The organism is Tepidibacter formicigenes DSM 15518, assembly GCF_900142235.1.
GTDB classification, from domain to species: Bacteria; Bacillota; Clostridia; order Peptostreptococcales; family Peptostreptococcaceae; genus Tepidibacter; species Tepidibacter formicigenes.
In genome coordinates this window covers 1-14,122 of record NZ_FRAE01000069.1, presented here as the reverse complement: position 1 = coordinate 14,122, position 14,122 = coordinate 1, and the positions used below count along the sequence as shown (strand labels likewise).

Here is a 14,122-nt window from a genome sequence, read left to right as displayed (position 1 = left end):
ATATATATTTACAGGTATGAAATTGATTTATTATAAATCATATCAAACATCACTCATTGAAAATCCTTAGCTTGATGGCTATGTGGCCATACCCCAATATATCGTTTTGTTACGGATTGAGAACTGTGGTTTAGTATTTTCATAAGAGTCTCAATTGGCACACCGTGCTTCCAAGCCATTTTTGTACTCAAAGGACTATTACATCCTTGTCTTGATTTAAAGATATATTCATTATTGTCTGGTTGATTTACACATTCAAAATACTGCAAAAGAGATTTTTGCATGGATTTATTTATTGGAAAACCCTTTTGTTTATTTGTCTTCTTTTCAATCAATCTAATTTCTTTTTTTATTTCTCCGGTTTCATAAAAAACATCTCTCCATTTTAATTTTAGAATATCGCTGACTCTTAGAGCTGAATTTATACCTACAATAAACAGTGTACAATCTCTTAGATTTTTTCCTGATAAATAATTTTTAACTGCTTGAATTTCCCTTTTGCTTTTTATTGGATCCACTGTCTTGCTTCCTTTTTTATTATTGTTAGTTCTCATTTTTGTCCCTTGCTTAGTTAGTATTATCAATACTATTATCGTATTTTAACTAACTAATTTTAAGCAAAAAAATAAGAGCTTTATCACTAAATGATTAAACCCTAGAATTTTCAATGCATTGCACTGATTTTATATAATTTAACGAGTTAGAACCTTTATCTATTAATTCTAAGTCGAAATATTCAAAGAACAAAGCTGAATTGTAAATAATTGGATTAACGTGGTAAATTTACGCTTTGTGAGCACTACCCCAAAGTAGAATTTATAAAACAATCTAAAATCAATTTATTCAATATAATAAATTTACATCAAATTGAAAATTTTTACAATATATGATATTATACTTTAATCAAGTTTATTTATATATTATTAGTTTACTATTTCCTGAAATTGAATGTATAGGCATTAATTACATGACTTCTCTAAGTGGTTATTATTTTCTAATAGATAGAATTGCTATAGAAAAGAAAGGAGATTGAATATGGAATACAATTGTCCTAAATGCAAAGAATCAATGAAAAAATCAAGAATTATAACTTATTATGATGTTTTCTCTTTAGGTATGAAACCTAAAAAATTATTTTCAAATAAGAAAGATCATATTAATTCTTATGTGTGTCCTAGATGTGGATATATTGAATTATATGTTCAAAATCCACAAATATTTAAATAAGTTAAATTTTAAATATTTACTTTATAAAAAAATTTAATTATCCAATATAAGTAGTCATTACATCACCAACAGGCTCCCACTTATAAGGGGTATTACCAGCATCCGTGTTCTGTACTGAAAAGTAAGCTTAAAAAGGTTGCAATTACTTAGCTTGAAACTGTAACTTCAAATCTCTAGATAGTATTTTATTTTGGAAATGAATGGTGAAGTATTAATACTTCACCATTTTAAATTTATGCTGTATACGCATCAATAGGAATTCTTTGTGACATATCTAAATCGAAATTCCCATATGGATTTACATGTGTATAAATAAGTGGAGTTAATGCTCTGAAATCTTCCGAAGTCATCATTTCATACCATTTCTTTTGAGATAATATTTGTTGTATCATTAATGTGTTTATATATACAAGACAATTCTGGAGTAAGTGCAAGGATAAAACTGAAATTTCTTGATCCTCTAATCTATTCGTGCAAATTTCGCCACCCTTACCATAAAATATAAAACTATTGGCAGAATTCCAATTTTCAACTACATTTAAACCTTCATTTATTTCAATTCTAAGAGATTCAGAATTTAAATATTCACAAAGAAATATAGTTTTTATTGCTTTACCTAATTCACACAATGCTTGGTATGTAGGATGTTTCAAGTTATTTCTAGTAAATCTTTTTAATATAGCTTCTGTTTCAGCAGTTCCTAACCTAAGAGCTGTAGCATATTTTATCATTTGATCATATTGCTGTCGTATAAGTTCCCAATTAATAGGTCTTGTTAATATTGGTTGCAAGTTAGGAAAAGCATCACTTATACCAGTATCGGGACGATATAATTTTTGTTTGTAAATAGCTTTAAGTCTAGGCATAAGGTTAAACCCTAATAAATGAGAAAATGCAAAAGCGACTTCACTTTGTCCATGAGAATCAACAAAGTTTTTTTCAATTTCCATATCAGTACAATGTTTTAACAACCCTTCTATCATTGCCGATACTTCTGAAGATGAGCATGTTTTTAATTGAGAATAAACACAGGTAGAATTCTTTTCTACATGCCAATATATCATAACCCCTCTTCCTCTATATCTAATATGCCATTCTGTCATTAGATTCTGATCCCAGGCTCCAAACTTTTTGCTATCTGAAGCACAAGTTGTTGTAGCTTCACCCCAAATATCTTCTACACGATTTTTAAGGATAGCGTTAACTATAGAGGATATTGCATTACGAAGATTATCTTTATTTATAAACTTCTTACGAATATATAATAAATCCTTATAGTTTTCCCCATGATTCCCAGCAGAAACACGTTTTAGTCCTGTATTTGTTCCTAAACCATACAAGGCAAGAATGAGTCTTTTTTGAATAGTATCACGGTCAAGTCTTTCATGTGCTGCCATTGTTTTAAAACTATCAGTAAAGGAAATCCTAAGATCACTTTCTTTTAAAATATCAAGTAAATTAGTCATTGGCCATTGTCTCATTACTTCTGATTTTAATTTCATAAGGTTAACTGGTTCAGGCTGTGGATCGCTTGGTGATACGGTTATCCATCCTTTATTATTTTTAATGGATAAGCGAACTTTAGGATTTTTAGGCATACCAATATCCAATTTTGTTAAACCATTATACATAGCATCTTTTATACTACTTATAAATGCTTCTGAATTTAATGGCTGCTTTAAAGCTTTATAATGTTCTTCCCTACGATTTTCAAAATCAATTGGTAAATCTTCATCGGGATTTCTATACCTATCTGCTCCTATAACCCATATTTCCTTACAACGAAGTTTATCTCTTAAAGTCTGTAGTGTAACAATTTCATAATTCATTCTATTTATACGTTCTTGGCCATTATCATCTTTTTCTATTACAGCATCCTTCATACCTGGTTTTATAACTCCATCAATAGGAATAATTTCAGTGTTAGAAAAATAATGAGTTCCAATATTATAATACTTTCTAATAATCTCTAATGCTTTTATTATAGGTTTATGAACTTCATTATTAGACCTAAATTCAAGTATATCAAGTATTTCTGGAACCATGCGTCTGTAATGGTTTGCATATGATAATCTCATTAGGGTATACACTTTTTTCTTATAAGCTGAACCTGTATTTTTGAATTCTTTAACTAATGAAGTAAGAGTATTTTCATTTACTATAGGAAATAATACCTCTTTTACAATACCATCAGGATTATTTAATGCTGCATCAGCCATTTTAAAGAGGATATTTGTTTTCCCGTTAACACGTTTAAAATCATTTATAAACTCTTTTTCGACTTTTCTTTCTGCACGTACACCTATCCTATGTATAATTTGTATAAGTAACTCAATAAGATTATCTGTAATTTCTCTACATCTGAGCCAAAAAAAAGCTGATAACAAAGTATATCTTAGCGGTTCTGGATGCCTACGTAATTCACGCAAATCTTCAGATGCAACTCTTTGTTTATATTTTTTAATAACCTTTTGAGAAATATTATTAAAAAGATTATCGGGAAGATTAATTTGGCGAATGGTTTTAAGTTTCATTATTTCTCTAAAAATACTTTCCAGTCCAATCCGTCCTGGATCAGATCTTAAATCACTAAAAGACAAATGAACGTTTTTATCATTACAATCTATTTCATTACTTTCATAAGCACTTAAGTTGACTATTAAAGAATCCATAATAGTAATAGATTCATTAGATAACTTGCTATATGTTTCTTGAAAAAATTGTTTTTCATAAGAATACATTGCAGATTTAGCTATACGATTCACACGATCTAGACTAGGTGGTTCTATATGAGATTCTCTAAATTTGTTATATATAATCTCTTTTAAAGTAGCTGTATTTGTATCCTTATAAATTGTACGTTTAGACAACCACTTCGTAATATTATTTGCATCTTCATTAGTAGACTCACGGAATCCAAAAAAATCTCTAATTTGAGCTTTATGATTATAATAAGTTCTACTGTTCATATCATACCTTTCAAATAACGTTGATTTAACTTGTATCTGTTTTGCTATATACTCAATTATTACTTTTTCAATTTCATGTTTTGAATCTGGAAATCTTGCTTCAAACTGAAAAAATTTTAAAAGAACTATAAAGCCAAGCCTGGTTTCACCTGACTTATTTCCAATAAGAGACATCTCATTAGGCATAATCGTAAAATGTTCAATTAATTCTTCTAACTCCCAATTCCTTTTCATAAAGTATCATCTCCAATATTTTACATTATAATCTAAATTATACTATAAAACGAGGGTTTTTAGGACGAATTTAAAATAACAGAAAAATACTAATAAAAACATTAGAAATAGTCCTAAATCTTATCCTAAAATCAAAGTCTTAAAACTTGACTACACCTTTAAGTTATAGGACAATTAAGTTTGATATTATATACAATTGGAGGAATTTGACATGAAAATAGGATATGCAAGAGTATCAACTAGAGATCAAAATTTAGACATGCAAATTGACGAACTAAAAAAATATGGTTGTGATAAAATTTTTACGGATATAGTTTCTGGATCTAAATGTGAAAGAACTGGACTTAAAGAAGCTTTTGAATATGCGAGAGAAAATGATATTATAGTTGTTTGGAAATTAGATAGAGCAGGAAGGTCTTTAAAACATCTTATAGAGATTGTAAATGAATTAAATGAAAGAAAAATCGGATTTATAAGTCTTAAGGAAAGTATAGATACAACTACTTCAACAGGTAGGTTAATGTTTCATATATTTGCTTCACTTGCAGAATTTGAGCGAGATATAATAAGAGAAAGAACAATGGCAGGTCTTTCTGCTGCAAGAGCCAGAGGAAGAATTGGAGGAAGGCCAAAGAAGATGGATGAAAATAAACTTATAATGGCTAAATCTATGATGGCAGATAAGAATATTTCTGTTAAAGAGATCTGTAAAACTTTAAATGTGTCAAAATCTACTTTGTATAAAAGTTTAAGTGAAGTATCTGAAACATAGCAATTCTAAATATTCTAAACTATACAGAACACGGATATTTATATTAGGCTAATTTTAGGTTGAGAAGCTTTGTGAAAATGTACCTAATATTAGCCTGACTTGAATAGATATTAATTTGAATGAAATTTATTCTTCACTACCTAATCCAATTTTTAAAACAAAATCTTCGAATTCTTTTAATAAATTTTGTAGAGTTTGTTCGTCTACTGAATAATTTATACTTTCATTTCCTTCTGGATAAGTACCATTAATTCTAGATTTTAGACTATTTTTCATTGAATCAATAAGTGGGTTAAAATCTAGTTCTCCAGTAGATTTGTTATATTGAAAGTCTGGAGTACCTATATCTTCTGGAACTACATCTCCTAATTTATGAATTAAAGATAACTTTTTATCTATAAGCATCATAGCTTTTCCTACAGTATTCTTAAATTTTTCTTCATCCATTGGAACGCTATATTCAAAGTCTTTTATATCTACATTAACCCTAGTTAATTCATTAGAATCTCCTGGTTTAATAAAATAGGCATTAAAGGTAGTTGCTTCACCATCTTTAAAGTTATGTTTAGTTACTTCTACATCTGGAAAAGCTAGTTTGTTTTCAAATTTATCTGCCATTTCAGTTAAATCAAAAACTTTTTCCCCTGTATCTCTAATTGTATATCTATAATAACTTTCTGAATTATATAATTCAGGACCAAAATTATCATTTTCAATAGAATGTTTATTTAAAGTATTTTTTGATTCTGTATTAAATAAAAGTTCTCTATTTTTGTTGTATGTAATAATTTTATTATTCATAGATAATTCATTTGAATTTATTGGTTGTTTACTTACAATATCATTTTGAGTATTTTTAATCTCCTTATTTAATGTTTCATTAAATGAAATATTATTATCTTTATTTGTTTTACTATTATTTAAAGAATAGCTATTAGATGGTCTAATACTATTTATATTCATAATCTAAAAACTCCTTTCATTTTCAAACTTAAAACAATTACTATATATTATATCGACATCTAAATCAATTAATTTACTTTTAATGTATATATTGTAAAAAAAGTTCGAGGAAACCTCGAACTTTTTAAGTTATTATATTAAATTATCTATAATAAGAAACTTTTCCATCATATTTTAAAGATGAGCTAGCAGTAATTACATAACGCATATTGCCTTTATAATATGTATCTGTGTTAAAATATATAGATTTTGAACTACCACCTCTTATAGATCCACTTTGTTCGTCAATAACAGTCCATCTTCCACTAGGCTGTCTATATTCTAATTCTATAGTGTAAGATCTTGAACTTTCGCTATTGTTATTCATCCATAATGATATACCAGGATCTCCATTGTTATAAAATGTTTGTGTAGTATAATCACCATAATTATCCACTGGAAAACTATTCCAAGACGCTGCAAAACTCATTGATGGTATAAATAATGCCACTAATAGTGTAAATGTTAATAATAATTTGCTTATTTTTTTTATTTTACTTCCTCCTTTTTGAATATAATGATTTTTTTTACATTTGAACCCGAACTCATTATACGTGAACTACCACACCCACAAGGGGATGTGGCTTCTTTGTAAGAAGTTTGGTATTTAACTTTCGACTTGAGTTAACAAGCAACCCTTATTCTTAACGGGCGAGAACACTTGCCCTTATCCCTCATAGTTTCAACTAACTTGGGAATACATTTCTCTTCTTTTCTTAATATATTCAAACTACCGTTTACATCTGAATTTACAAATCCATAGCCACTTTTGAATAATCCTCTAACAACTCTACGAGTTTTATCATAGTTCTTTTTAGTTATTGGTTCTAAGTCAAAAGCACTACAGCCACTTGTGTAACTTTCTTCTTTGTATTTAACTTCTACTCCATTTAATTTAGCCTTATATTCTATAAGTTCTGCTAATCTTTGAATAGGAATTTGAACAAAACCTTTATTATAATTCATGTTTTGCTTAATACCTTTAAGTTTACCTATCACTATTTTCCTAACATCATGTTCTATTGCTTTATCAATAATATTCTTACTAACTTTGTGAAGATAATCATTGATATAATTATTTCTATATCTTCTTAGTCTATTGATTTCCTTAGTATTTTTGAATTTATCAGAACCACATTTCTTCATTTCAATAGATTGTAAATATGCTATTTTTTTATTAGTATAAGCATTAACTGATTTAAGTTTTTTCCCACAAAATAAGTAGTTCTTTGAATTTTCTTTGAATGTTAATGTAGCTAAATTATCTAAACCTAAATCTATTGCCATAACATTAGTGTTATTAACATTTTGTTCTAATTCTTGTTTTTTGTAGATTGCAATTAAATACCATTGTTTTAAAGAATTATCCCATTTAATTCTAACTTGTTGCAATTCCTTCCAATTCATAAGGCTTTGAAGTTTGTTAGAAACCTCAAGATTTAAACTCTCTACCTCAAATATAGATTTAATTGCTTTAGATAAGGATAATTTCAATATATTGTCTTGAAATCTTATAGCAAGATTAGTAAATATAATTTCATTTCTTCTATCTTCCATATTCTTAAACTTTGGTGGTTTAGGAAGTCCATTATATTTATGTGGATTTACTTTATAATCTTTAATACTTGCAAAATATGACTTCCAATTCTGCTCTAATATCTTAAATGCTTGTTGTCTTGTATGGCTGTGTAAAAAGTCACAATGCCAATTAGATTTAAAAGTATTTTCAATATCTACATAGCTTTTAAACCCATTCTCTCTTAAGTCATAGTTAGCTACATTGTATAATTTAGTTGTATGATAAGATAATTCTTCTATTATTTTCAATTGTTCTACCGTAAAACTTGGTTTAAATTTAAATGATAACTTCATTTTCTCACCTCCTTCATATAGTTGATATAGTTATCATAACATCTTATTGAAACTTTGTCAACTATATGATATAGTTAATATGAGGTGATTTAAATGACACGTAAAAGTATTAATACCACTTTAGATACTGAATTATATTCTAAAATTAAAATACTTGCACTTAAAGTAAGTGCTGAAAAACAAACAAAAGTTAATGCTAACGACCTTATTGAGGAAGGAATGAAACTTATAATTGAAAGATACGAAAGTGAAAAAAACAAGTCATAGCATTTACAATATTAACTATCATATAGTTTTCTGTCCTAAATATAGGCATTCTATATTTAAAGATGATTTAGAAACTGAACTATTGAAGATATTTCGAACTACTTGTTATAACTATGGTTTTGAACTTATTGAAAAAGAAATAATGCCCGACCATGTTCACTTATTCATATCTGCTCCACCAACAATTGCTCCCACTGAAATAGTAAAAATACTTAAAAGTGTATCAGCTTACTGGATATTTAAAGCTTTTCCAAATTTAAAGAAATCTAAGTTTTGGGGGAGTGGATTATGGAGTAAAGGTTATTATGTTGGAACTGCTGGAGCAGTAAGTTCTGAAATAATTCAAAAGTATATACAAAATCAAAAGCTTGTTTAGTTAAAAGAGTGGGACATTTAATCCCACTCTTTTAAAGTCCTTACATCCACAGGCACAAGGCACAGTGGTTTTACGGACTAAATTATAAATTTTCTTTTGATATATAATAAATCTTTATAAATTTCTCCATGATTCCCTGATGACATACGCTTTAATCCTGTATTTGACCCTAAACCATATAAAGAGAGTATAAGTCGTTTTTGTATAATGGAACGCTCTAAACGTTCATGTGTAGCCATTGTCTTAAAATAATCTGTAAAAGATAACTGTAAATCTGTTTCTTTTAAAATATCTAATAAGCTAGTCATTGGCCATAATTTTGCTATTTCTGTTTTGAGTTTCACTAGATTTTTAGATTCAGGTTGAGGTTCACTAGGAGATAATGAAATCCATCCATTCCCTTTTGAAAGAATGCGTACTTTGGGATTCTTTAGAATACCTTCATCTAGTTTGATTAATGATGTTGTCATTTCTTTCTTAAGATTTGATATTAGCAATTCTACATCCATTGGCTTTTTCAAAGCTTTGTAGTGTTCTTCTATATTTTCTTCAAAATCAGAAGGAAGATTTTCATCAGGATTACGATATTTATAAGCTCCTACTGCCCATATTTCTTTACAGCGAAGCTTATCTCTTAATGCCTGTAGAACACATATTTCATAATTAATTCTATTTATTCTCTCCTGTCCTTGTTCATCTCTTTCTATAATAAAATTCTGCCACATAGGGCGAATGACACCTTCTATAGGTATATTATCTAATATTGAAAAATATATAAATCTATCATTAGCATATTTTTTAATTAATTCAAGAGCTTCAATAACAGGTTTATGAATTTTATTGTTAGATCTAAAGTCAAGTACATTTAGTATTTCTGGTACCATTCTACGATAGTGTCTACTGAAGGAAGCTCTCATAACTGTATGTACTTTTTGCTTATATGCAGCTCCTGTGTTTTTAAATTCTTTTACCAAAGATTTTAGTGTATCTTCATTTACTATTGGATAAATCATATCTTTGATAGTGCCTTCAGGATTTTCTATTGCTATTTCTGCCATTTTAAATAGAATATTTGTCTTTCCTGATACTTTTTTTAAATCATTGATAATCTCCTTATCCACTCTACGCTCAGCTCTAACACCAATTCTATGAATAATCAGAATAAGCAGCTCTATTATATTATCAATAATCTCCATTTTTCTTAGGTAAAAGAAACTAGCAAGTAGAGTATATCGTGCTTCTTCAGCATGTCTTCTTAATTCACGAATATCTTCAGATATTGCTCTTTGTTTATATTTTTTTAATATTTTATAGGGAACATGTTGGAATAAATCATCAGGAAGAGATATTTCTTGAATAGTTCGTAATTTTTTGGTTTCAATAAATACACTTTCAAGTCCGATTCTTCCAGGATCAGATCTTAATTCACTAAATGATAAAAAAGAATCATCATATGAAATGAAATTATTAATAAGTATATCTATTTTAGATAAGGAATTTTTAGGTATTTTACTAAAGGTTTCTTTAAAAAATTGAGTTTCATAATTATGTATAACTGATTTTACAATGCGATCAATTCGCTCTGGAGTAGGTGGTTCTATTTTCATTTCTCTAAATTTTTTATAAGCTTCAGTTTTTAAATATTCAGCTTCAGCATTATGATGATTAATATGTTTAATTAGCCAATCAGTAACTTCTTGTGTATCATTTACTGTTACTAATTTAAAACCAAAGAAATCTCTAATTTGAGCCTTATGATATTGAATACTTCGACCAGTCCAATCATAGTTATATAAAGTATTAGGATCTAAGTCTAATTGTTTTGCAATGTATTGAATAATAGCTTTAGGAATATCACTTTTATTACTGGGAAAACGAGCTTCATATTGAAAGTATTTAAACAAAACTGCAAATCCAAGTCGATTTGCTCCTGTTTTATTTCCAATAGAACTTAATTCATGTGGTAGAAATGTAAAGTATTCTATCAATTCATCCATTTGCCAATTTTGTTTCATGAATAATCCCCCAATAGTCATTTTATTAAATTATATCACTATTAAAAGAAAAATTAATTCATAAATAAAAGTATCCTATTTATATATATATGATATAATTGAAGCGCATAAAACTAATGATTAGATTATAACAAAACTTCTATTAAATCAGAAAATGAGGTGTATTTATTTTGATAAAGGATGTTTTATGTATAATAGCAATTATATCAGTATGTATAATACTTTATTATTTAGAATTTATCCCACGAAGAACAGTTATTATAGTCATTTGTACAAATATTCTAATACAACTATATATATATTATAAAAATAGTAGAAGGTAATTACCTTCTACTATTTTTATAATCAAAATTTTTATTTTTCAGAAAGAGTGCAATCAGTAATCCAATATGCACCATCGTTACTTCCAGATTGTCTATATGTTAGTTCAAAATCTAACTTAAAATCTGATCCACTTAATTTTCTTAAGGACTTCTTTGTTTTCGATGATAAAGAAACTTCATTCTTTAATAATTTATATAAACCAAGTCCAATAAGTGCATCTACTAGACCAGCTTTTAAAGCGGACATAAGACTCTCTACTTGTACTTTGACTGTATCTCCTAAAGATCCACCTCTTAAAATATATCCAATACCAGCAGCAACTACAGATGCTGCAAGTCCTTCAATGTCATCAGGAAAATCTGAATCATCCCATTGATCTACTATTTTATTTATTGTATCCCTATCAATAGTTGTACTATCTTTTATAACTCTTTTATCTGCTAGTTTAGGTGGGCAATAAATACATGCTGAAGTTATTTTTATAGACATAATAAATCTCTCCTTTTCTTCTCTACATAATTTTTAATATTTGATTAGGATAAATTAAACTCCCCTTTAGCTCATTAAGTTCCATGAGCTTTAAAACTGTTAAATTATAATCTCTTGCTATTGACCATAGAGTATCTCCTGGTTTAACTGTATAGGTATCAAAACCTTCAAATATCATCTGTCTTACTTCCATTAAAGGAAAGTTTAGTCCAGGACAGCTTGTACTTTTTAATTCTCTATGGCCATATATAGTACTTATACTGTATGTGCTACATAAGTCTTGGCATAAATCTATAATAGCCTTTAATTGAATTTCACTTACTTTTTCTACTTCAAAGTTACCCTGTAGACATATACCTGCAGAACTTTGATTGTAGCCTTTGCAATGAGCTCCTATGGTGTTTTCAGGCCTGCCCCTGTAGATTTGTCCATCTTTTGTTATATAAAAATGATATCCAAATCCACTCCATCCATTTTGTTTATACCACCTATGTATGTCATCTACAGTTGCACTACTATGTGCAGCATGATGAATAACTATTATAGAAGGTTTATTCATTTTTCTGAAAGTATTTCTAAATGCTAAGTTTGTTTCTATAATTTTCATCTTGCTCACACACCTTCAAATTTATATCTTGAGAATTTTTAACCGGTTATTTCCTTCTCACTATATACAAGCGATCTTTATAGTCAAAATGTAAACCACTTAAATAAATTTTTTAAAACATGTGTCTATAACTAGACTTTAAGCTTCTTTATTGAAAACGTAACTTTTAATTTCTGATACATCTTCTCTGATATCTTCTACTAAATTTAGCTTTTCAGTTAAGTTAGATATAATATTTTGATACTTAATTTCTCTTTCTTCTTGACGAAGATCCCTTTTTTCTTGATTTTTGAGAATATAGAATATTAAAGCAACTGTTAATAGTGTCCATATTCCTTGACTGGAGGCTAGTTCTATTATTTTTTCTTCCAATTGATTCACCTCCATCCTCTATATAAATTTTTCTTAGATTCTTTAAAGCTCTATTTTTAGTTCTATTAACAGCTTGTCTACTAATACCTAGTATTCTGGCTATGTCTTTTTCAGAAAAACCATGTATAAATTCCATAGTAATAATATCCCTTTGCTGACTAACTAAGGATTCAATTAATATCGATGTTAAAACAGAAATTTCTATATCAACTATACTTTCATCAGCTAATATATCGTGGTTTATTTCCAAGTACTCTTTAAATTTATTTTCATTACTCTTAAGTAAATCTAAAGTCCTTTTTTTCAAATGTATATGTATGTATTTAGCAATTTGCTTATTATTTGAATTATTAAATTTAGCAATATCAATTTGTATTAATTTCAAAAGCTCAATAATCAAATCAGTTTCTGCTTCTTCATGATGTAAACTATTACTAAGTTTTTTTAATGTAGGATTAAAATCTTTTATAATTTCATAGGCAGCATCCTTATCGTTATTTTTAGCTCTTTGCAATAAATCGTATAATTCCATACAAATCCCCCTTTTTTTATAAAAAAATTGTCAGCTTATACTAAACCCAAGCGAATTTATATAATAATCTGTAAACGGGTATAATTTGACTTTTTATGTAAAATAATGCTAATTTAGTAATCATATAGCTTGTAAGTGGAATTTGTTTAGAAATTAAATGTAATTTTGTTGAATATTCTATATTTTAAGCTAGGGGAAAATTAATTCTGTCAAAATTGCATTTGAATAGACTCTAGCCTAAATAAACAGTAAGAACATATAGAAATACTGTTTATTTAGAATATTTTTTTATTAATTTTAATGCTTCAATAATGGGTTTATACTTTTCAATAATAGTTTTAACCTTATGCATAAATGACTGTATAAATAAAAGCACTGTTAATACAAATAAGGGAAAACAATGAAAAGTAATCTGAAAAGTACAAGAACAACCCATAAAAAACTTGTGGGGGTAGTGAGGGAACCGATACTACCCCCAGAATGAAGTAAAAGTACTTCCCATATAAGACGGGACATTTTTCGATACACCTCTAATAATTGCATTTTAAAGCTCTTTGTACTTTTCCTAATGAAACATTTAATTTAGATGCTATTTCTCTATAACTTAATTTTTGTTCTCTAAGTTCAATAATTTTAATTTTTAATTCTTTCAATTCTGCTTGTTTTTTAGTTAACCCCTGTTCATTTCTACGAGCTTTCTTTCTTTTTTCTTTTCTTATTTCATCTCTTCTTTTGTCATACTCTCTTTGTCTTCTCATATATTCATTATCATCTATTATCGTTTTGAGTTCCCTTTGTTCATGGTCCTTTATATTAAGCATTGTAATTATGGTTTCATTTTTAAAATTATACTGTTTTCTCTCTATATTTCTTGTCTTACTTTCAACATTCTTTTCTATAAGTGGTTTTTTAAATCTTTGATTAAACTCAAGCATCATTCTCTGAGCTTCTTTTGCTGCATCTTTTGGGCTATCTCCTATTAATAAACTTTGCATAGCAAAATTTCTATATAAAAAGCACATAAGCTCACGATACCCATGGCAACTAAAATCCCTAAGCTCTTG

The 14,122-nt window shown here is 27.9% G+C and carries 15 protein-coding genes; 4 read left to right on the top strand and 11 right to left on the bottom strand.

Features of this window, described 5'->3' with window-relative positions:
* Window positions 1-53 precede the first annotated feature (53 nt).
* Window positions 54-518 (bottom strand): tyrosine-type recombinase/integrase, encoded by a 465-nt coding sequence (locus BUA77_RS11005; RefSeq protein WP_242939117.1) that lies wholly within the window; start codon window positions 516-518, stop codon window positions 54-56.
* Window positions 519-1,035: 517 nt separating this feature from the next.
* Here BUA77_RS11005 and BUA77_RS11000 point away from each other — a divergent pair.
* Window positions 1,036-1,227, top strand: coding sequence for a hypothetical protein (locus BUA77_RS11000; RefSeq protein WP_072890156.1), 192 nt, complete (start codon window positions 1,036-1,038; stop codon window positions 1,225-1,227).
* Between the two features lie 233 nt (window positions 1,228-1,460).
* Here the strand turns inward: BUA77_RS11000 and BUA77_RS10995 are convergent, their stop codons facing one another.
* On the bottom strand, window positions 1,461-4,430 hold the full coding sequence (locus BUA77_RS10995; RefSeq protein ID WP_072890154.1) for a Tn3 family transposase: 2,970 nt from the start codon (window positions 4,428-4,430) through the stop codon (window positions 1,461-1,463).
* 211 nt (window positions 4,431-4,641) lie between these two features.
* Between BUA77_RS10995 and BUA77_RS10990 the strand changes: the two genes are divergently transcribed.
* The gene (locus tag BUA77_RS10990) at window positions 4,642-5,202 is read left to right on the top strand and encodes a recombinase family protein (protein WP_072890152.1); all 561 of its coding nucleotides are present in this window, start codon (window positions 4,642-4,644) and stop codon (window positions 5,200-5,202) included.
* Window positions 5,203-5,328: 126 nt separating this feature from the next.
* Here the strand turns inward: BUA77_RS10990 and BUA77_RS10985 are convergent, their stop codons facing one another.
* The 3 genes from BUA77_RS10985 to BUA77_RS10975 form a co-directional block, all read right to left on the bottom strand.
* On the bottom strand, window positions 5,329-6,165 hold the full coding sequence (locus tag BUA77_RS10985) for a hypothetical protein (RefSeq protein WP_072890150.1): 837 nt from the start codon (window positions 6,163-6,165) through the stop codon (window positions 5,329-5,331).
* Between the two features lie 142 nt (window positions 6,166-6,307).
* The gene (locus BUA77_RS10980) at window positions 6,308-6,601 is read right to left on the bottom strand and encodes a hypothetical protein (protein ID WP_072890148.1); all 294 of its coding nucleotides are present in this window, start codon (window positions 6,599-6,601) and stop codon (window positions 6,308-6,310) included.
* A 227-nt stretch (window positions 6,602-6,828) separates the two neighbouring features.
* Window positions 6,829-8,076, bottom strand: a complete 1,248-nt coding sequence (locus BUA77_RS10975) for an RNA-guided endonuclease InsQ/TnpB family protein (protein ID WP_072890146.1) — start codon at window positions 8,074-8,076, stop codon at window positions 6,829-6,831.
* 93 nt (window positions 8,077-8,169) lie between these two features.
* Between BUA77_RS10975 and BUA77_RS14205 the strand changes: the two genes are divergently transcribed.
* Both BUA77_RS14205 and tnpA read left to right on the top strand, forming a co-directional pair.
* The gene (locus tag BUA77_RS14205) at window positions 8,170-8,343 is read left to right on the top strand and encodes a hypothetical protein (RefSeq protein ID WP_200773963.1); all 174 of its coding nucleotides are present in this window, start codon (window positions 8,170-8,172) and stop codon (window positions 8,341-8,343) included.
* Entirely contained in the window at window positions 8,309-8,719 is a 411-nt protein-coding gene (gene tnpA / locus BUA77_RS10970; RefSeq protein WP_072890144.1) for an IS200/IS605 family transposase, read from the top strand. Before BUA77_RS14205 ends, tnpA begins: the two co-directional genes overlap by 35 nt.
* A gap of 77 nt (window positions 8,720-8,796) precedes the next feature.
* On the opposite strand, the gene BUA77_RS10965 is transcribed toward tnpA, so the two are convergent.
* The 6 genes from BUA77_RS10965 to BUA77_RS13930 all read right to left on the bottom strand — a co-directional run.
* Window positions 8,797-10,734, bottom strand: a complete 1,938-nt coding sequence (locus BUA77_RS10965; protein WP_072890142.1) for a DUF4158 domain-containing protein — start codon at window positions 10,732-10,734, stop codon at window positions 8,797-8,799.
* A gap of 354 nt (window positions 10,735-11,088) precedes the next feature.
* A complete protein-coding gene (locus BUA77_RS10960) occupies window positions 11,089-11,547 on the bottom strand; it encodes a hypothetical protein (protein ID WP_072890140.1) in 459 nt (152 codons plus the stop codon).
* Window positions 11,548-11,569: 22 nt separating this feature from the next.
* Window positions 11,570-12,154: an N-acetylmuramoyl-L-alanine amidase gene (locus BUA77_RS10955; RefSeq protein ID WP_072890138.1), complete on the bottom strand. Its 585-nt coding sequence runs from the start codon at window positions 12,152-12,154 to the stop codon at window positions 11,570-11,572.
* A 138-nt stretch (window positions 12,155-12,292) separates the two neighbouring features.
* Entirely contained in the window at window positions 12,293-12,487 is a 195-nt protein-coding gene (locus BUA77_RS14740; protein WP_242939118.1) for a BhlA/UviB family holin-like peptide, read from the bottom strand.
* The gene (locus BUA77_RS14440) at window positions 12,399-13,058 is read right to left on the bottom strand and encodes an RNA polymerase sigma factor (protein WP_072890133.1); all 660 of its coding nucleotides are present in this window, start codon (window positions 13,056-13,058) and stop codon (window positions 12,399-12,401) included. Before BUA77_RS14440 ends, BUA77_RS14740 begins: the two co-directional genes overlap by 89 nt.
* Window positions 13,059-13,588: 530 nt before the next feature.
* Window positions 13,589-14,122 (bottom strand): helix-turn-helix domain-containing protein (locus tag BUA77_RS13930; RefSeq protein WP_278280571.1); only part of this gene is annotated, 534 nt, incomplete at its 5' end.

Coding starts and splice junctions, on each gene's coding strand:
- BUA77_RS10965 (WP_072890142.1), bottom strand. CDS start 10,734: ATGAAACAAAATTGGCAAATGGATGAATTGATAGAATACTTTACATTT.
- BUA77_RS10955 (WP_072890138.1), bottom strand. CDS start 12,154: ATGAAAATTATAGAAACAAACTTAGCATTTAGAAATACTTTCAGAAAA.
- BUA77_RS10960 (WP_072890140.1), bottom strand. CDS start 11,547: ATGTCTATAAAAATAACTTCAGCATGTATTTATTGCCCACCTAAACTA.
- BUA77_RS14205 (WP_200773963.1), top strand. CDS start 8,170: ATGACACGTAAAAGTATTAATACCACTTTAGATACTGAATTATATTCT.
- BUA77_RS10985 (WP_072890150.1), bottom strand. CDS start 6,165: ATGAATATAAATAGTATTAGACCATCTAATAGCTATTCTTTAAATAAT.
- BUA77_RS10975 (WP_072890146.1), bottom strand. CDS start 8,076: ATGAAGTTATCATTTAAATTTAAACCAAGTTTTACGGTAGAACAATTG.
- BUA77_RS10990 (WP_072890152.1), top strand. CDS start 4,642: ATGAAAATAGGATATGCAAGAGTATCAACTAGAGATCAAAATTTAGAC.
- BUA77_RS10995 (WP_072890154.1), bottom strand. CDS start 4,430: ATGAAAAGGAATTGGGAGTTAGAAGAATTAATTGAACATTTTACGATT.
- BUA77_RS14440 (WP_072890133.1), bottom strand. CDS start 13,058: ATGGAATTATACGATTTATTGCAAAGAGCTAAAAATAACGATAAGGAT.
- BUA77_RS11000 (WP_072890156.1), top strand. CDS start 1,036: ATGGAATACAATTGTCCTAAATGCAAAGAATCAATGAAAAAATCAAGA.